The organism is Amycolatopsis sp. NPDC047767, from assembly GCF_040704195.1.
GTDB lineage: Bacteria > Actinomycetota > Actinomycetes > Mycobacteriales > Pseudonocardiaceae > Amycolatopsis.
Genome location: NZ_JBEYSJ010000007.1, coordinates 285,641 through 302,527, shown reverse-complemented (window position 1 = coordinate 302,527; position 16,887 = coordinate 285,641). Strand labels below are relative to the sequence as shown.

General features: G+C 70.1%; 14 protein-coding genes. 9 read left to right on the top strand and 5 right to left on the bottom strand.

Annotated elements, in window-relative coordinates; translation table 11 throughout:
- Positions 1-529: 529 nt before the first annotated feature.
- The gene (locus tag AB0878_RS16140; protein ID WP_366580460.1) at positions 530-1,408 is read right to left on the bottom strand and encodes a helix-turn-helix transcriptional regulator; all 879 of its coding nucleotides are present in this window, start codon (positions 1,406-1,408) and stop codon (positions 530-532) included.
- Positions 1,409-1,594: 186 nt separating this feature from the next.
- Entirely contained in the window at positions 1,595-1,975 is a 381-nt protein-coding gene (locus AB0878_RS16135) for a sterol carrier family protein (protein ID WP_366580458.1), read from the bottom strand.
- Between the two features lie 58 nt (positions 1,976-2,033).
- Between AB0878_RS16135 and AB0878_RS16130 the strand changes: the two genes are divergently transcribed.
- From AB0878_RS16130 to AB0878_RS16110, 5 genes are all read left to right on the top strand, one after another.
- The gene (locus tag AB0878_RS16130; RefSeq protein ID WP_364065009.1) at positions 2,034-2,711 is read left to right on the top strand and encodes a type VII secretion system-associated protein; all 678 of its coding nucleotides are present in this window, start codon (positions 2,034-2,036) and stop codon (positions 2,709-2,711) included.
- 212 nt (positions 2,712-2,923) lie between these two features.
- On the top strand, positions 2,924-3,739 hold the full coding sequence (locus tag AB0878_RS16125) for a lysozyme (protein ID WP_366580456.1): 816 nt from the start codon (positions 2,924-2,926) through the stop codon (positions 3,737-3,739).
- Positions 3,740-3,911: 172 nt separating this feature from the next.
- Entirely contained in the window at positions 3,912-4,808 is an 897-nt protein-coding gene (locus tag AB0878_RS16120) for a lysozyme (protein ID WP_366580455.1), read from the top strand.
- A 195-nt stretch (positions 4,809-5,003) separates the two neighbouring features.
- The gene (locus AB0878_RS16115; RefSeq protein ID WP_366580453.1) at positions 5,004-5,879 is read left to right on the top strand and encodes a hypothetical protein; all 876 of its coding nucleotides are present in this window, start codon (positions 5,004-5,006) and stop codon (positions 5,877-5,879) included.
- Positions 5,880-5,882: 3 nt separating this feature from the next.
- Complete coding sequence (locus tag AB0878_RS16110; RefSeq protein WP_366580451.1) at positions 5,883-6,956, top strand: pentapeptide repeat-containing protein; 1,074 nt, start codon at positions 5,883-5,885, stop codon at positions 6,954-6,956.
- Here the strand turns inward: AB0878_RS16110 and AB0878_RS16105 are convergent.
- Together AB0878_RS16105 and purL are read right to left on the bottom strand one after the other, a co-directional pair.
- Complete coding sequence (locus AB0878_RS16105) at positions 6,937-7,509, bottom strand: helix-turn-helix domain-containing protein (RefSeq protein ID WP_366580449.1); 573 nt, start codon at positions 7,507-7,509, stop codon at positions 6,937-6,939. The genes AB0878_RS16110 and AB0878_RS16105 overlap by 20 nt on opposite strands.
- Before the next feature lie 111 nt (positions 7,510-7,620).
- Positions 7,621-9,927 (bottom strand): phosphoribosylformylglycinamidine synthase subunit PurL, encoded by a 2,307-nt coding sequence (purL, locus tag AB0878_RS16100; RefSeq protein ID WP_366580447.1) that lies wholly within the window; start codon positions 9,925-9,927, stop codon positions 7,621-7,623.
- 108 nt (positions 9,928-10,035) lie between these two features.
- On the opposite strand from purL, the gene AB0878_RS16095 reads away from it, so the two are divergent.
- Complete coding sequence (locus AB0878_RS16095) at positions 10,036-11,664, top strand: ABC transporter ATP-binding protein (protein ID WP_366580445.1); 1,629 nt, start codon at positions 10,036-10,038, stop codon at positions 11,662-11,664.
- A complete protein-coding gene (locus AB0878_RS16090; RefSeq protein WP_366580443.1) occupies positions 11,661-13,400 on the top strand; it encodes an ABC transporter ATP-binding protein in 1,740 nt (579 codons plus the stop codon). Before AB0878_RS16095 ends, AB0878_RS16090 begins: the two co-directional genes overlap by 4 nt.
- A gap of 10 nt (positions 13,401-13,410) precedes the next feature.
- On the opposite strand, the gene AB0878_RS16085 is transcribed toward AB0878_RS16090, so the two are convergent.
- The gene (locus AB0878_RS16085; protein ID WP_366580442.1) at positions 13,411-14,706 is read right to left on the bottom strand and encodes a serine hydrolase; all 1,296 of its coding nucleotides are present in this window, start codon (positions 14,704-14,706) and stop codon (positions 13,411-13,413) included.
- Positions 14,707-14,789: 83 nt separating this feature from the next.
- On the opposite strand from AB0878_RS16085, the gene AB0878_RS16080 reads away from it, so the two are divergent.
- Both AB0878_RS16080 and AB0878_RS16075 read left to right on the top strand, forming a co-directional pair.
- The gene (locus tag AB0878_RS16080; RefSeq protein WP_366580440.1) at positions 14,790-15,395 is read left to right on the top strand and encodes a TetR/AcrR family transcriptional regulator; all 606 of its coding nucleotides are present in this window, start codon (positions 14,790-14,792) and stop codon (positions 15,393-15,395) included.
- Between the two features lie 302 nt (positions 15,396-15,697).
- Positions 15,698-16,879 carry a TIGR02452 family protein gene (locus AB0878_RS16075; protein ID WP_366580438.1) on the top strand — a complete coding sequence of 394 codons (1,182 nt, stop codon included), beginning with the start codon at positions 15,698-15,700 and terminating at the stop codon, positions 16,877-16,879.
- The last annotated feature ends 8 nt before the right edge of the window (positions 16,880-16,887 follow it).

Here is a 16,887-nt window from a genome sequence, read left to right as displayed (position 1 = left end):
GGCTGGGCTGGGCTGGGCTGGGCTGGGCTGGGCTGGGCTGGGCTGGGCTGGGCTGGGCTGGGCTGGGCTGGGCTGGGCTGGGCTGGGCTGGGCTGGGCTGGGGAAGCCAACCACACCGGAGCGGCTCGCGGAGGTCGTCGGCTCTCGCCGCCGGGCATGGCTTTGGTCGGACGCGCGGGAGCCCACGGTCTCTTGGCGCTGGCGCTGGCGCGGGCAGCTGGACTGGGCTGGCCAACCGCGCTGAGGCGGCTCGCTCACCCGCCGCACGGGCGGGCGGCGCTCCTCGGCTTGGCGCTCCTCGGCTTGGTACTCCTCGGCTTGGTACTCCTCGGCTTGGTGTTGGTCGAACTCTCGCGCGCGAGCAGTGAGGGTTCGCGCGCGAGAAGCTAATGGTCAGCGTGCGAGGCAGCAGGACTTGCCAGAGTCGACCATGGCAGCCACAACCGAGCGCTCGGGCACGACGCCAACGCGACGGAAGGCCGGCCAAGCACCCCTCAGCAGCTCAGACCGGCCACGAACTCAGCGCGACTCAGATCTCCGCACGCCGCTTCGCCAGGCGGGCGCGGCTGCGTTCCGGGGTCTCGGCGTCGACGGCCAGCAGGTCGAGGGCGCGGCCGTACTTTTCGATCTCGTCGCGCTTGTCGAGGTAGTGGGCGCCCGTGAGGTATTCGACGTAGGCGATGTTCGGCAGTTCCGATTCGGCGAAGCGCAGGAGCGCGAAGCCGTGCTCGGCCGACAGGCCGCTGCGGCAGTACGGCAGGATCTGCACCGACACGTGGGGCAGCGTGGTCACCTCGAGCAGGTACTCCAGCTGCTGCTTGAACACCTTCGGCCCGCCGATCGGCCGGTGCAGCACCGACTCGTCGAGCACCGCCCAGATGCGGGGCGCGTCGGGGCGGGCCAGCATCTTCTGGCGGCGCATGCGCAGGGCCACGAGCTGGTCGACCTTCTCGTCGGCCATCTCGGGGCGGCCGTGGCTGAAGATCGCGCGGGCGTAGGGCTCGATCTGCAGCAGGCCGGAGACGAACAGCGGTTCCCAGATCTGGATGCGCGACGCGGCTTCTTCCAGGCCGACGAGGTCGGTGAACCAGCCAGGCACGGTGTCGCCGAACTTGCGCCACCAGCCGGCCTCGTTCGACTGCTTGACCATGTCGAGGAAGGCGCGGCGCTCTTCGTCGTCGGCGACGCCGTACATGGTGAGCAGGTCGGCGACGTCGCGTTCCTTGAAGCCGACGCGGCCGAGCTCGAGGCGGGAGATCTTGGACTCGGAACCGCGGATGTTGTAGCCCGCTTGCTGACGCGTGATCCCGGCTTCCTCACGCAGCTTGCGCAGCTGCGAGCCGAGGATCATCCGGCGCGCAGTCGGGCCGAGACTCTGCTCGCCACCGGACGCGTTCACCGCGTTCATGACCGGGACCTTCCGTACGCCGCTCGTTTACCTGGGGGATTCCAGCCCGACTACCCAAAGTACACGTACAGAGCCAACCCGTATAGCACGGCTCGGCACGCGTCGGGTTTGTCATCCCGATTCTACGGAGAGTCGGCACCGAACGACACAGTCAGGTGAGTATTCACCGGTCAAGTCCCCAGGCGGTCATAGCCGGACCACGGGCAGCCAGTGTGAAAGGTCGGCCCGCGAGCCCGACGCCGTCACGCGCGCAGCGTCGAGGGCACTGGACCAATCGAGAAGCCCCGTCGCCAGTTCGAGCCACGTGCGGGGGTCGGTTTCGATCACGTTCGGTGGCGTACCCCGGGTGTGGCGGGGACCCTCGACGCACTGCACGGCGGCGAACGGCGGCACGCGCACTTCGACGCTGCGCCCGGGCGCGTCGGCGGCGAGCGCCTTGAGGCTCAGCCGCACCGCGGCGGCCAGCTCGGGCCGCGCCGGTTCCGGCCCGTCACCTCGCAACCAGCTCGAAACGGCCAGCACCGCCGCCCGTAACTCAGCGGGATCGACCGAACGCGAAGAGGCCATGGCCCAACAGTAGAGTGACGTCGGACGAACATTCAGCACCCGGCACCGAGGGACGGCGATGGCGCAGCGGGACGAGGCAGATCGGATGGTTTCCCCGACCACCCCCGCGGGGCGCCGCGGCAAACCGGCGGGCAAGCCCGCCACCGCCGGGCGGCACGGCCGGCGCGGACCGCAGGGCAAACCCGAGATCACCCCCGAGATGCGGGCCAACGCGCGCGCCAACCCCAACAGCTGGCTCTACGTCATCGACGAGGCCTTCGACCCGGGCGGCCCGGTACCGTCGTGGGCCGTCGTGGGCGCGTACCCGGTGAACGCCTCGGGCGACGTCGTCGAGGACTTCCACCCCAACGACCGCTACCGGCCCTCGCCGAAGGCGCTCGGCTACCCCGAGCCCGGCACGGAGCTCGAGCGGCTGCTGCAGCTCGTGCGCACCGAGCACCGCCCGGCCGAGGACCTGCCGAAGGTCATCCTCGACTCGACGCTGTTCGTCTACGCCATGTCCCCCGTGCAGCGCACGGTCATCGGCTTCCACAACACCGACGGCCGCGTCATGGTCCCCGCCTACACTGCCAAGTCGCTCGTGCCGCGCGAGTGGCCGCACGCGCGCGCCGTGCTGGGACGCGACATCGTCGGCCTGCTCGCCGGGCACCCCGTGGCCATCAACCCGCACGACGTGATCACCGCCGTCGTGCCGGCCGAGCACCTGCTGAAGGCGCTCGCCGAAGAACGGCGCTGACCTTCTTTTTCAACTGACGGCTTTTCGAAAAGGCCCGCTGTCCACTCCGGACAGCGGGCCTTTTCGTACCGGCAACCCGCCGCCCGCACGGATCCAACCCCACCCCGACCTGCCGCACTCACTCCATCAGGTGATCACCGATTCGCCGGAACGGCGGCTTGCGGGCATCGTGTGCGCTCGAAGGACTACAGGCGTCCGGTGGGGGGTCCAGGGTGAAGCGTCGTAATCCGCTGCTGCGCTGGAGCGCCATCGTTTGGGGCGCCGCGGTCGTTTCCGGGCTCGCGCTGTGCACCCCGGCCACTGCCGCACCGAGTTACGAAGGCGCCGACGACCACTACGCCGGCTCGCAGATCGAGAAGTACGAGGGCGTCGCCGGCGCGCCGAACGTCCAGTACACCGCGAGCGACCAGGTGCTCGGTCACGACGTGAGCGGACACCAGGGCGCGGTGGACTGGACCGCCGCCGCGAAGACCGGCGCGAAGTTCGTCTACGTGAAGGCCACCGAGGGCACGGGGTTCGTCAACCCGCAGTTCGCCCAGCAGTACAACGGTTCGTACCAAGCCGGGATCATCCGTGGTTCGTACCACTTCGCACGTCCCGACGTGTCCGACGGCGCGACGCAGGCCAATTACTTCCTCGCCCACGGCGGCGGCTGGTCCGCGGACGGCAAAACGCTGCCGGGCGCGCTCGACGCGGAGTACAACCCCTACGGCGAGACCTGTTACGGCAAGGACCCCGCCGGCATGGTCGCGTGGATCAAGTCCTTCTCGGACACCTACCGCGCACGAACCGGGCGTCTGCCCACGATCTACACGTCCACGAGCTGGTGGAAACGCTGCACCGGCAACAGCGCGGCGCTCGGCGCGAATCCACTGTGGCTCGCGCGCTACAACACACAGATCGGGGAGCTGCCGGCCGGCTGGCACAGCCAGGCGATCTGGCAGTTCGCGGACAAGGGTTCACTGCCGGGAGACCAGAACTGGCTCAACGGTCCCCTCGCAACCCTCCGCAATCTGGCAATCGGGTGAACATTCGTTACGACCTCACGAATTGATGCTCATGACCCGATGAAAATCACCCACGTGACCCTCTGAATTCACGGAACTTGATGACAAACCGCAGAGCGTCATCAAGAATCTCACCCGGGCGGCTACCTGCAATAGCCGCCCTCAGCGAGGGTATCTGTGAAGGGATTCAACGATGTCCACTTCCCGAAGAGGACGGCGAGCAACCCTGCTTTCCGTCCTGGCCATCCCCACCGTGGCGCTCCTGCTCGGCTCCGCGGTTCCGGCGATGGCAGCTCCGTACAACCCGGACCAGTCGGCGAGCGCGATCAACGCGATCAACGACGACATCCAGAAGCACAACCACGAACTGGGGTCGCAGATTCGCCGTGTGGAGGGTGACTCCTCCACGCCGGCGTCGAAGACCGCCGCCCAGCAGCCGCAGCCCGCGGCCGCCATCCCGAACCAGGTCCTGGCCACCGTGCCGGGCATGGACGTCGCCAGCTACCAGGGCAACGTCGACTGGGCGAGCTGGTGGAACCAGGGCAAGCGGTTCGTCTGGACCAAGGCGACGGAAAGCACGAGCTACACCAACCCCTATTTCGCCCAGCAGTACAACGGTTCGTACAACCAGGGCTTCATCCGTGGTGCGTACCACTTCGCCACCCCGAACACCTCGAGCGGCGCGGCGCAGGCGAACTACTTCGTCGCCCACGGCGGCGGGTGGTCCAAGGACGGCAAGACCCTGCCGGGTGCGCTCGACATGGAGTACAACCCCTACGGCGCCACCTGTTACGGCCTGAGCCAGGCCGCGATGGGCGCGTGGATCCGCGACTTCCACGACACCTACCACGCCAAGACCGGCCGCTGGCCCGTCATCTACACCTCGGCGAGCTGGTGGAACCAGTGCGTGGGCACGTCGCAGAACTTCTCGTCCACGGTGCCGCTCTGGGTCGCGCGGTACGCGTCGTCGGCCGGCGCTCTGCCGAGCGGCTGGGGCTACTACACCGTCTGGCAGTACACCTCGAGCCCGCTCGACCAGGACACCTTCAACGGTGCCCTCGACCGGGTCCAGGCGCTGGCCAACGGCTGATCCCCGTGTGACCGACAGCTGAGGCTCCCGGCCACCCCGACCTGCGGGGGCGGCCGGGAGCTTCGTTCTCGTCACGTCTTTTGTGCAGTCGCTCCCGACCTTGCAGAATGCACCTCACGTGGGGAGGAACCGCCGGCGCTCGCCGGTCGTCAGACCACGGCGCGAAACGGTGCACCAGGAAGGGCGGAACCGGAGATGACCTACCCACCGCAGCCAGGGCAGGGCGGCCAGCCGGACCCCTACGGCCAGGGCTGGCAGCAGCCCGGCACGGGCGGGGTTCCCCAGCAGCCGGGGTGGGATCCGAACGCGCAGCAGCAGCCGGGCCAGCAGCCCGGGTGGGACCCCAACGCGCAGCAGGGCGGCCAGCAACAGGGCTGGGACCCGAACACACAGCAGCAGTACCCCGGGCAGCAGCCGTACGGCCAGCCCTACCAGCAGCAATACCCCGGAACCCAGCAGTACCCGCAGCAGGGCTGGGACCCGAACCAGCCCTACGGCGGCGGGTACGGCGGTGGCCCCCAGCCGCCGAAGAACAACAAGACCGGGCTGTGGATCGGCATCGCCGTGGCCGTGGTGGTCGTGGTGGCGCTGGGCATCACCGGCTTCGTCGCGCCCGGCTTCTTCCTGAGCAAGGACTCGGGGTCCACGGCGCAAACGCAGAACCCCGTGCCGCCGCCCGCGCAGTCGTCGCGGCCGCAGCTGCCCACCGGCGAACCGTCGGAGCCGGGTCTGCCCACCGACGAGACCGACATCCCGGGCACCGGCGGTGGCGGCAGCTCGCCCGTCGAGGGCAAGCAGGCCATCGACGCGTTCATGGCGAAGATCAACGCCAAGGACGGCGCCGGCGCCACTGCGATGACGTGCCAGGGCAGCGAGGCCTTCTCCAAGGACAGCATCGACGAAGCCACCGCCGGGACCCCGGCGCTCAAGGTCGAGGGTTACGACGGCACCGCGACCATAACGGCCACCCTCGACGGCGACCTGTCCGGAAAGGACGCCAACGGCTCGGTGATCGCCACCAGCGTCGGCGGCAACTGGTGCATCGGGTTCTTCTTCGTCATCGCCTTCTGATCGGTGCGGTCCCCACTGCTCTGGACGTTCGTCGCGTCCGTGCTGCTGCTGTGCGGGGTCGGGGGCTGGCTGCTCGCCGACCCCGCCACCAGCCGCAGCGATGCCCTGAAGACCGGCGGTCTGGCCGGCGGCGCGGTCGTCGCGCTCTACGCGCTGTGGCTCAACGACCGGCGCCGCCGCGTCGAGGAGGCGCGCCAGGAGATCGAGCGGCAGCGCCACGACCTGGAGATGCGCCGGGCCGAACAGGACCGTGAGCGCGTGTCGGACGAGCGCTTCGCCAAGTCGGTGGAGCTGCTCGGGCACGAGGCCGACCAGGTCCGCGTCGGCGCGCTGCACGCGTTGGCGGGTTTGGCGCGCAGCCGGCCGACCTACACGCAGACCGTGCTCGACGTGCTGTGCGCTTATCTGCGGCGGCCGTTCGAGCACGCGCGGTACGGCACCTCCGAGCGCACGGACGACCCCGACGCCGAGCGGGAGCTGCAGGTCCGCCTCACCGCGCAGCGGCTCGTCGCCGAACTGCTGCCGTGGGCGTGCGATGTGGACGCGCCGAGCTACGACCTCGACCTCACCGGCGCGGTGCTGGAGTACCTCGACCTGTCCCGCCGCAAGATCGGCCGCCTGCTGCTGCGCTACGCGTCGTTGCACAGCAGCACGAACCTCAGCGGCTGCCTGATCACGGACCGCGCGTACTTCACCGCCGCCGGCACCGGCAGCGGCCGCCTGATCGGCAACTTCCGCTGCCGCGGCGCGAAGTTCCTCGACTACGCGTGGTTCAGCGGCACGGTGTTCGCCGAGAACGCCGACTTCACGGAGACGACGTTCGCCGGGCGCACCGCGTTCAAGGACGCCGTGTTCGCCAAGGACGCGCTCTTCACCGACGCAGCGTTCGACGACTCACTCGACCTGCGCCGCGCGTCCTTCGGCGGCCACGCCGACCTGCGCTTCGCGCGCGTGCCCGAGCACCTGTCGCTCTACAACACGAAGGTGACGTCCACAAAGGACAACCAGATCCCCGACGGCTGGCTGCTCGAACCACTCGACGACGGAGTCGCGCGGGTCACCGTGCCGGCGGCCTGACGGCCACGATCGCCGCGTCCAGCAGATCCCCCAACGGCTTCTTGCCCGCCACGCGCGTCCACTCGTAGCCCGCGACATCCAAACAGGACAGTGCGGCCGAGCTCAGCGCGTGCGCGGCGAACTCGTCGCCACCCAGCCGCTTGGCGAGCACCGGCACCAGCGCCTCCTGCCACTGCAAGTGCTTGCGCAGCAACGCCGTGCGCAACGCGGGCGTCTCGGCCAGCATCGTTGCGCGAGGCAGCCCCGCGGCTTCCAGCGACTCCACGCACACCTGCAGCGCCGCGCGCAACGCCGCCCACGGCGCCTCGTCGGCGGGCCGGGCTTCGAGAGCCGCGGCCAGCTCGTGCCCGAGCTCCATCAGGTTGCCGACGACCATGTCCTCCTTGCCGGCGAAGTACCTGAACACGGTGCGCGTCGACACCCCCACGGCGGCCGCGATCTGGTCGACGGTCGTGCCCTCGAAGCCCTGCTCGGTGAACAGGTCCATCGCCTTCGCGGCGATCTCCGCGGTGACCGCCCTGCGCGTGACCTCGCGCAACCCTTCGCCGACCATGCGGCCGAGTCTAGTCGAGACACATCTGTCAGTCACTGACACGCGGGACGCGGCTAGCGCAAAAGGGCCGCTCCCCGGTGTCCGGGAAGCGGCCCTCTGCGATGGAGAACGTCAGTCGAACAACGCCGGCAGCGTCTTCTCCCAGGTCTCGCGCAGCTCGTCGAGCGAGAACTCCGTGATGCCCTGCAGCTCGAGCGTGCCCGAGTCCGGGTCGACGACACCGGTCTTGCGCCACGGCAGCCCGCGCGCGGTGCACATCTCCGTGAACCGCAGCTCCTCCGTGCGCGGCACCGCCACGAGCACGCGGCCCGAGGACTCGGAGAACAGCTGCACGAACGGGTCCTGGTCGCGGTCGAGGAACACCCGCGCGCCGCACTGTCCGATGAGGACAGTCTCGACGAGGGCCTGCGCGAGACCACCGTCGGCGAGGTCGTGGGCGGCGGAGATCATGCCGTCGCGCGAGCCGGCGACGAGGACCTCGCCCAGGAGCTTCTCGCGAGCCAGGTCGACGCGCGGGGGCACGCCGCCGAGGTGGCCGTGGAGCTCGCGGGCCCAGGCGGAGCCATCGAGCTCGTCGTGGGTGTCGCCGAGCAGCAGCAGCGTCTCACCGGCCTCCGCGCCGATGCCCGTGGGGATGCGGCGGGTGACGTCGTCGATCACGCCGAGCACGGCGATCACGGGCGTCGGCAGGATCGCCGTGTCGCCGGTCTGGTTGAAGAAGCTCACGTTGCCGCCGGTCACCGGGATGCCCAGCTCGACGCACGCGTCGGCCAGCCCGTGCACGGCCTGCTCGAACTGCCACATCACGGCCGGGTCGGTCGGGGCGCCGAAGTTCAGGCAGTCGGACACCGCGACCGGCGTCGCGCCGCCCGTGGCCACGTTGCGGTACGCCTCGGCCAGCGCGAGCTGCGCGCCGCGGTACGGGTCGAGGTAGACGAACTTCGCGTTGCAGTCGGTGGACACCGACACGCCGCGGCCGCTCTTCTCGTCGATCCGGATCATGCCGGAGTCCGACGGCTGGGCGAGCACGGAGTTGCCGCGGACGTAGCGGTCGTACTGCGCCGTGACCCATTCCTTCGACGCCTGGTTGGGCGACGAGATGAGCTTGAGCAGGTCGGCCCGCAGTTCTTCCGGCGTCGACGGGCGCTTGAGGTTCGCCGAGGTGTCGGCGATCAGCGCGTCCTGGCTCGCCGGGCGCTGGATGGGGCGGTCGTAGACCGGGCCCTGGTGCGCGACGGTGTGGGCCGGGACGTCGACCACGACCTCGTCATTCCACGTGATCACGAGGTTGTCGCCGTCGGTGACCTCGCCGATGTCAGTGGCGATCACGTCCCACTTGGCGCACACGGCCATGAACGCTTCGACGTTCTCGGGCGCCACGACCGCGCACATGCGCTCCTGCGACTCGCTCGAGAGCACCTCGGCCGGCGTCATGCCGGTGGCCCGCAGCGGGACGCGGTCGAGGTAGACGTGCATGCCGCCGTCGCCCGCGGCCGCGAGCTCCGACGTCGCGCAGGACAGCCCGGCGCCGCCGAGGTCCTGGATACCGACGACGAGCTTCTCCTTGAACAGGTCGAGGCAGCACTCGATGAGCACCTTCTCGGTGAACGGGTCGCCGACCTGCACGCTCGGCAGCTTGCGGCGACCGGCCGCGGTCTCGTCGCCGGAGAACGTGTCGCTCGCCAGCACAGACACGCCGCCGATGCCGTCGAGGCCGGTGCGCGCACCGAACAGGATGATCTTGTTGCCGGTGCCCGAGGCGAACGCGAGGTGCAGATCCTCGACGCGCATGGCGCCGACGCACAGCGCGTTGACCAGCGGGTTGCCGCTGTAGGACGGGTCGAACACCAGCTCGCCGCCGATGTTCGGCAGGCCGAGGCAGTTGCCGTAGCCGCCGACGCCGGCGACCACACCGGGCAGCACGCGCTTGGTGTCAGGGGCGTCGGCCGGGCCGAAGCGCAGCGCGTCGGCCACCGCGAGCGGACGCGCGCCCATGGCCATGATGTCGCGGACGATGCCGCCGACACCCGTCGCCGCGCCCTGGTAAGGCTCCACATAGGACGGGTGGTTGTGGCTTTCGACCTTGAAGGTGACCGCCCAGCCGTCGCCGATGTCGACCACGCCGGCGTTCTCGCCGATGCCGGCGAGCATCTTGGCCTTCATCTCGTCGGTGGCCGTCTCGCCGAAGTAGCGCAGGTGCTTCTTCGAGGACTTGTACGAGCAGTGCTCGCTCCACATGACGGAGTACATCGCGAGCTCGGCGTCGGTGGGCCGGCGGCCGAGGATCTCGCGGATCCGGGCGTACTCGTCTTCGGCGAGGCCGAGCTCGACGTACGGCTGCTTGGTCTCGGGGGTCTCAGCGGCCCGCGCGGTGGTGTCAACGGTGCTGGTCACGGTGTCCGTGTCAGGGTTCGCCACACCCTTAAGACTACGTGTCGGGCAGGTCACACCCTCAGGTGGCCAGCACGTTCGCTGCGGGATAAATCAGTCGCGCCAACGCTGTGAACCGGCTTACCGTCGACAATCGTGCTCTCCGCCACATATCCCTTCGCCTCGCCTCGGCTGCCCGCCCGGCCGACGGCCGGCCGCTACCTGCTCGCGGTGCTGCGTTCGCGCCCGTGGCTGGTGGTGACGGCCGCGTTCACGGGCGCCTGCTGGTCGCTGCCCAGCGCGCTGCTGCCGCTGGTGATCGGCCGCGGCATCGACGCGATCGCGGCGGGCGACACCGGCGCGATCTGGCGCTGGGCGCTGGTGGCGGCCGGGCTGGGCGTGTTCCAGGCGGGGTTCGGCACGTGGCTGCACTTCACGTCGTACGGCATGTGGCTCCACGGCGCGGGCACCACACAGCGCCTGGTCACCACGCACACCACGCGCCTGGGCGCGACCCTGCGCGAAGCGACGACGACCGGCAACGTCGTGGCGGTGACGTCGTCGGACATCAACTGGATCGGCAACACCTACGAGGTGATCGGCCGGACCGTGGGTTCAATCGTCGCCTTCGTCGTGATCGGCATCGCGATGCTGGGCTCGTCGCCGCTGCTGGGTGTGGTCGCGCTGGTCGGCGTGCCGCTGGCGGTGCTCGGGATCGGGCCGTTGCTGAAGCCGTTGCAGAAGCGCAAGACGGTGCAGCGCGAGAACCTCAGCGATGTCAACGCGCTGGGCGCCGACATCGTGTCCGGCCTGCGGATCCTGCGCGGGGTCGGGGGCGAGCGGCGGTTCCTGAAGCGGTTCCACGACGCGAGCCAGCTGGTGCGCCGCTCGGGTGTCGAGGTCGGGCGCGCGGAGGCGTGGCTGGCCGCGGCGGCGATCGTGTTGCCCGGCCTGGTCACCGTGGCGATCACGTGGCTGGGCGCGCGGCTCGCGCTGGACGGCACGATCGGCGTGGGCGCGCTGGTGGCGTTCTACGGGGTCTCGGCGTTCCTCGTGGTGCCGGTGGACACGGCGACCGAGGCCGTGAGCGCGGTCAGCTCCGGGCTCGTGTCGGCACGCAAGATCTGCGCCCTGCTGTCGCTGCGACCCCGGCTGGCCGAGCCGGCGGCACCGGTGCCGCTGCCCGCCGGGCCGCTGGACCTGGTGGACACCGAGACCGGCATCCGCCTGGCGGCGGGCAAGCTCACCGTCGTCGACCTCGGGGCCGACGCGGAGGCGCTGGCCGACCGGCTGGCGCGGTTCACGGACGCGACCGAGCCCGTGCTGGCCGGCGGTGTGCCCGTGGACCAGGTCGCGCTGGCGGAGCTGCGTTCTCGGATCGTGTACGCGCACAACCAGGACCTGTGGTTCTCGGGGGTGCTGCGCGAGCAGCTGACGTCTGCGCTGCCGAGTGACGTGAGCGTGGACGCGGCCCTGTACGCGGCCGACGCCGACGACATCATCGAGGCGCTGCCCCGCGGTGTCGCCGAGCTGATCGGCGAACGCGGGCGCGAGGTGTCGGGCGGCCAGCGGCAGCGGCTGAGCCTGGCGCGGGCGCTCGCGACGGACGCCGACGTGCTGCTGCTCGACGAGCCGACCTCGGCCGTCGACGCGCACACGGAAGCCAGGATCACCCAGCGCGTCGCGGACCTGCGGCGCGGGAAGACGACCGTGGTGTTCAGCCAGAGTCCACTGTGGACCCATGTGGCGGACGAGGTCGTGAGCGGGAAAGCGGTGACGGTGTGAAACGGCTCCCCCTCGCGTCGGGTCGCGACGTGCGGCGCTGGGCGGCGCGCACGGCCGCCGAGCACCGGCGTGAGTTTTCGGTGATGCTCGGGCTGTTCTGCCTGGCGACGCTGATCGGGCTGGCCGGGCCGCAGCTGCTCGGCCTGCTCGTGCAGGGCGTCGTCGACGGCGGCAGCACGGTGCGCGTCGACCTGCTGGCAGTGGGTTTCGTGGTGGCGCTGGTGCTGCAGGCCTGGGCGAAGAAGGCCGCGCGCCTGCGTGGCCGCATGTTCGGCGAGCGCGTGCTGGCGCAGACGCGCGAGCGGTTCGTGGCCAACTCGCTGAGCCTGCCGCTCGGCACGGTCGAGGCCGCCGGCACCGGCGACCTGCTCAGCCGCGCGACGAGCGACATCAGCCGCCTCGACCACGCCGTGCGTTTCGCGGCGCCGGAGATCCTGATCGCCGTGGTGACGGTGCTGCTGACGACCGTGGCGATGATCGTCACGTCGCCCCTGCTGGCGCTGGCGCTGCTCGTGGCGCTGCCGCTGCTGGTGCCCGTGAACATCTGGTACCAGCGCCGGATCCCCAAGCTGATGGCCTGGATGCTCGACCGCTGGGGCGACCTGCAGTCGGCCACGCACGAGACCGTGGAGGGCGCGCGGACCACGGAGGCCCTGAGCCTCACCGACCGCCGCATCCGGTTGGGCCGGGACGCCCTGGACGAAGCCGTGCTCGGCGAACGCCGCATGCGTGCGCTGCAGCTGCGGTGGCTGCCGTCGCTGGAGATCAGCTACGTGCTGCCGATCGCCGCGTTGCTGGGCCTCGGGTTCTTCGCGTACTCGCAGGGCTGGGCGCAACTCGGCACGATCACCACGATGCTGGCCTACGCGCAGGCCATGACGGCGCCGTTGAACGAGGCGCTGTTCTGGATGGAGGACCTGCAGGTGGCGCTCGCCGCGGCGCGCCGGATCCTGGGTGTCCAACCGGCTCCGCCGCGGTCCGAGGTGACCACCGTGCCGGCCGGGCGCGACATCGAGGTGCGCGACGTCCGCTTCGGCTACACGGCCGATCGCGAGGTGCTGCACGGGATCGACCTGTCGGTGCCGCGGGGCGAGCGCTTGGCGATCGTCGGACCGTCGGGGGCCGGCAAGTCGACGCTGGGCCGGTTGCTCGCGGGCATCTCGGCGCCGACGTCGGGCTCGATTCGCGTGGGTGGCACGGAGGTTTCGTCGCTGGCGGAGGATCTGCTGCGCGGTGAGGTGCTGCTGCTGACGCAGGAACACCACACGTTCTCGGGGTCGCTGCGGGAAAACCTGTCGCTGCCGGCTCGCCGTGGTGGCGGGGACTGGACGGACGCCGAGCTACTGGCCGCCTTGACGTCGGCGGGTGCGGCGGAGTGGTTCGCCTCCCTGCCGGAGGGTTTGGACACGCGGCTGGGCTCCGGTGCGTACGCGGTTCCGGCGGCGTTGGCCCAGCAGCTGGCGTTGGCGCGGGTCGTGTTGGCGGATCCGCACACGCTGGTGCTGGACGAGGCGACTTCGTTGCTGGACACGGGTTCCGCGCGGGAGCTGGAGCGTTCGCTGAACGCCGTGCTGGAAGGCCGCACGGTGATCGCCATCGCCCACCGCCTCCACACGGCCGCCGCGGCCGACCGCGTCGCCGTGGTCGAGGGCGGCCGGATCACGGAGCTGGGCTCGCACTCGGAACTGCTGGCGGCCGACGGCCCGTACGCGCGGCTGGTGGCCGCGGCGACGTAGCGTGGGCTGATCAGCTCGGCTGCCGGCAGATCAGCAGGTTGCAGTGGGCGTTGGGCGCCAGGTCACGCAGCAGCACAGCCGGGTCCAGGTAGTTGACCGGGTTCACGTCGAGGTCCAGCGGCGGCGTGCGGAACGGCCCGGGGTCGGGCACGGGCGTGTCCTGAACGCCGCGCAGCAGGATGCGGAAGAAGTTGTAGTACAGGTCCGAGCCGGACGGCGACGAACTGAGCAGGCCGGCGAGGTTCGGTGCCGTGTCGCCGAGCACGCCGGTCCAGGTGACCGTGATGCCGAGGCTCGGGATCATGAAGTTGTTCTGCTGCAACGCGCCGACCATGGCGAACATGTCGTCGGGCGCGCTGCCGACCATCGGGCCCGCGACCGTCTGCGCGTGGGGGAAGTTGGCTGAGGTGCAGGAGCTGCCGCCGTTGTGCCAGAACAGGAATCCGTAACACGGGTTGGTGGGGGTGTTCGCCCTGGCCTGGGTGATGTAGTCGCTGGAGAGGATGCGCTGCCCGCGCCAGCTGCCGTCGTGCTGCATCAGCAGCCCGAGCTTCGCGAACTGCGCCGGCGGGATGAACAGGTTGGCGTAGCCGTAGCTGTTTCCGGTGTGGTCGCGCAACCAGAGGTAGCTGCCCCGCGGAATGCCGAGCGGGTCGAACAGTTCCCGCTGCGCAAAGGTCTGCAGGTCCTCGCCGACGGCGCGCTGCAGCACCGCGGAGAGCAGGTCGGGCGTGCGCTGGCTGTACTCGAAGTGCGTGCCGGGCACGTGGGTGAGCGGCTGGGCCATTGCTTCCTGGGCGACGTCGGGGTCGAGGCCGACGGACGCCAGTTCGGCCAGGATCGACTCGTCCAGCCCGGAGGTCTGGGTGAGCAGGTTGCGGATTGTGATGGCGCGGTGGGCGGCGTCGCCCATGCCCGCGGGCAGGTACTTGCCGATCGGGTCGTCGAGCCCGATCCGGTGCTGGTCGTAGGCGATGCCGGTGAGGATCGAGACGACCGACTTCGTGGCGCTGAAGATCTCCATCGGCACCTGGTCAGTGACCGGGTCGAGCAGGCCGCGGCCGATCCGGCAGTCGTCGCGGAAGATCTGGACGGACGCGCGCAGGTGGGTCTGCGCGTAGGCGACCGCGGCGTCGACGGCGGCCGGGTCCATCGCCTCCTCGGCGGGCGAGGCCGTCGCGAACGCGGTGCCCGCAGCAGGGAGCGCGCAGCCCTTGCGCGCCGCGGCGGTCGCCGCGCCCGGGGCGACCAGAGCCGCCGCCAGCAGCAGTGCCGCGGTGATTGACGTGACCAGGCGTCGACGCATACCGGCGCTCCTTCGTGCTTGACCTGGCGGTAAAGCTAGCGCAGCTTTACCGCCGGGTAAAGTCGAGCGGATATGCTCGCCGGATGAACCGCTCCACTCGCGCCCGCCCCACCGACGACGAGCTGCTCGATGCCGCCAGGACGGTCTTCGTCGAGTGCGGCTTCCGCGCCACCACCATGAACGCGATCGCCGACCGCAGCGGTTCGACGAAACCCACGCTGTACGCCCACTTCGGCGACAAGGACTCCCTCTACCGCCGCCTGCTCGACCGCGAGGCGGCCACCTGCCGCGCGCGCCTGTTCGCCGAGTACGAACGCAACGACGGCCTCAGCCTCCGCACCCAGGTCGCCGCCGACACGCAGGCCTTGTTCGCCTACGCCGCCACCGACCCCGACGGCTTCCGCCTCCTCTTCGGCGTCGACATCACCAGCGACACCATCGCGGTGCGCGAACACCTCCTCGCCGACATCGACGAACAGGTCACCCGCCGCATCCGCGCCTACCGCGCCGCCCGCGACCTCCCCCCACGCACCGACGAACGCCAGCTCGCCAACATCCTCGTGGGCGTCGCCACCACCTCCGCCCGCCACGCCATCGACCACAACCTCGACCTGACCTCCGCCGCCCGCCTCGCAGCCGACTTCTCGACGGCGGCACTGGTCAACCTCCCAGCCACGCAGCCAAGCTGACCGGCTGCAATGGCTCTCTTCCGGTGGTTTCCGGGGGTTGTTGCCGATCCTGGGTTGGTTCGGGATTGTTGATGGGTTTCGGGGCTCGGGATCGAGCGTCGTTTCGTCGCGGCATGCGTCTTGTCGCCCAGCGCACTGCCTGCCGTGTGCGCCGCTGGACGCGGAAACGACGCGGCGGGTCGGATTCCAACCATCGGACGGCGAAACGCCGGCGAGTCGAGGCCAAGGCAACCACGCAGGCCGCCTGAACTGGCGGCGACGAGAACACCAGCAGGGTGCCCCCGCCCTAGGGGGGCGTGCCCATGTCCATTCTATCGACCAGCACCGACGGAAAACGCCGCCGAAGCTTCCAACCACAGAGTTGTCCACAACGCGGCCAAGTTGTGGACAACTGTGGAGATAACTGCCTGAACACACGTGCGCGAGTCCTGCGCGGGCGTTGGGACACAAAGGAAATCGCCTCAGTCAAGCAGATCGAGCCGACCAATGAATCCAGCGTCGCCACGGCACAGCGGCAGGGTGGCGATGTCGCAGATCCGGTCGAATTGGTTCTCGATGTGCCCCTCCTAGGAGCGTCCCAGCCCATCCCCCTTACCAGCGCCGAAAAGAACTCCACTGAAGCCGGAGCCTGCAGAGCTGTCCACACCTCGGGCCGCTATTTCCGTTGTGCGCCAACGCCCGTGCGCGACACCATTGCCGGTGTGAGTAGCAGATTGAGGAACATCGCCACCGAGACGGTCGAGATCGTCGAGCGCGGGGCGTACGGCGGAGTTGTCATCAGGGACCTAGTAGAGAACGCGCGCAAAGGCACCTGGCTGTATCTGCCCGACGACAAGCTGCCGGAGCCCGTCAAGAAAGAGGCGCCGAGCATCGAGGTCACCAACGAATCCAGCATCGCCGCGGCAAGGCGGCTCGGTGGGGATGTCGCGTGCCTCGTGTTCGCGTCCGCGCGCAATCCCGGCGGCGGTTTCCTCAACGGGGCTCAGGCGCAGGAAGAGGCGATCGCCCGCAGCTCGGCGCTGTACGCGTGCCTGCTGGAAGCGCGCGAGTTCTACGAGTACCACCGCGCGAACACCGACCTCCGCTACAGCGACCGCGTCATCCACTCGCCGGGGGTGCCGGTGTTCCGTGACGACCACGGGGCCCTGTTGCCCGAGGCGACGTCCGTGTCGTTCCTGACCGCGGCCGCACCGAATCTGGGCGCGATCAAGCGCAACCAGCCGGAGCACGAGGCCTCCGTGCCGGCCGTGTTGGAGCGGCGGGCCGAGCGCGTCGTGGAGATCGCCGCGAGTCGCGGGCACCGGAGGCTCGTGCTGGGGGCGTGGGGGTGCGGGGTGTTCGAGAACGATCCGGCCGTGGTGGCCGGCGCGTTCCGGAAGGCTCTGGACGCCCGGCCGCACTTCGAGCACGTCACGTTCGCCGTGCTGGACCGGCGTGCGGGCGAACCGGTCTATGCCGCGTTCGCCCGCACGTTCGGCCGGTGAATCCGGTG

What these genes read in the sequence shown, in the direction of transcription:
- AB0878_RS16140 (WP_366580460.1), bottom strand. Translation starts at nt 1,408, where the DNA reads ATGAACGCGGTGAACGCGTCCGGTGGCGAGCAGAGTCTCGGCCCGACT.
- AB0878_RS16135 (WP_366580458.1), bottom strand. Translation starts at nt 1,975, where the DNA reads ATGGCCTCTTCGCGTTCGGTCGATCCCGCTGAGTTACGGGCGGCGGTG.
- AB0878_RS16130 (WP_364065009.1), top strand. Translation starts at nt 2,034, where the DNA reads ATGGCGCAGCGGGACGAGGCAGATCGGATGGTTTCCCCGACCACCCCC.
- AB0878_RS16120 (WP_366580455.1), top strand. Translation starts at nt 3,912, where the DNA reads ATGTCCACTTCCCGAAGAGGACGGCGAGCAACCCTGCTTTCCGTCCTG.
- AB0878_RS16115 (WP_366580453.1), top strand. Translation starts at nt 5,004, where the DNA reads ATGACCTACCCACCGCAGCCAGGGCAGGGCGGCCAGCCGGACCCCTAC.
- AB0878_RS16105 (WP_366580449.1), bottom strand. Translation starts at nt 7,509, where the DNA reads ATGGTCGGCGAAGGGTTGCGCGAGGTCACGCGCAGGGCGGTCACCGCG.
- AB0878_RS16085 (WP_366580442.1), bottom strand. Translation starts at nt 14,706, where the DNA reads ATGCGTCGACGCCTGGTCACGTCAATCACCGCGGCACTGCTGCTGGCG.
- AB0878_RS16080 (WP_366580440.1), top strand. Translation starts at nt 14,790, where the DNA reads ATGAACCGCTCCACTCGCGCCCGCCCCACCGACGACGAGCTGCTCGAT.
- AB0878_RS16075 (WP_366580438.1), top strand. Translation starts at nt 15,698, where the DNA reads ATGTCCATTCTATCGACCAGCACCGACGGAAAACGCCGCCGAAGCTTC.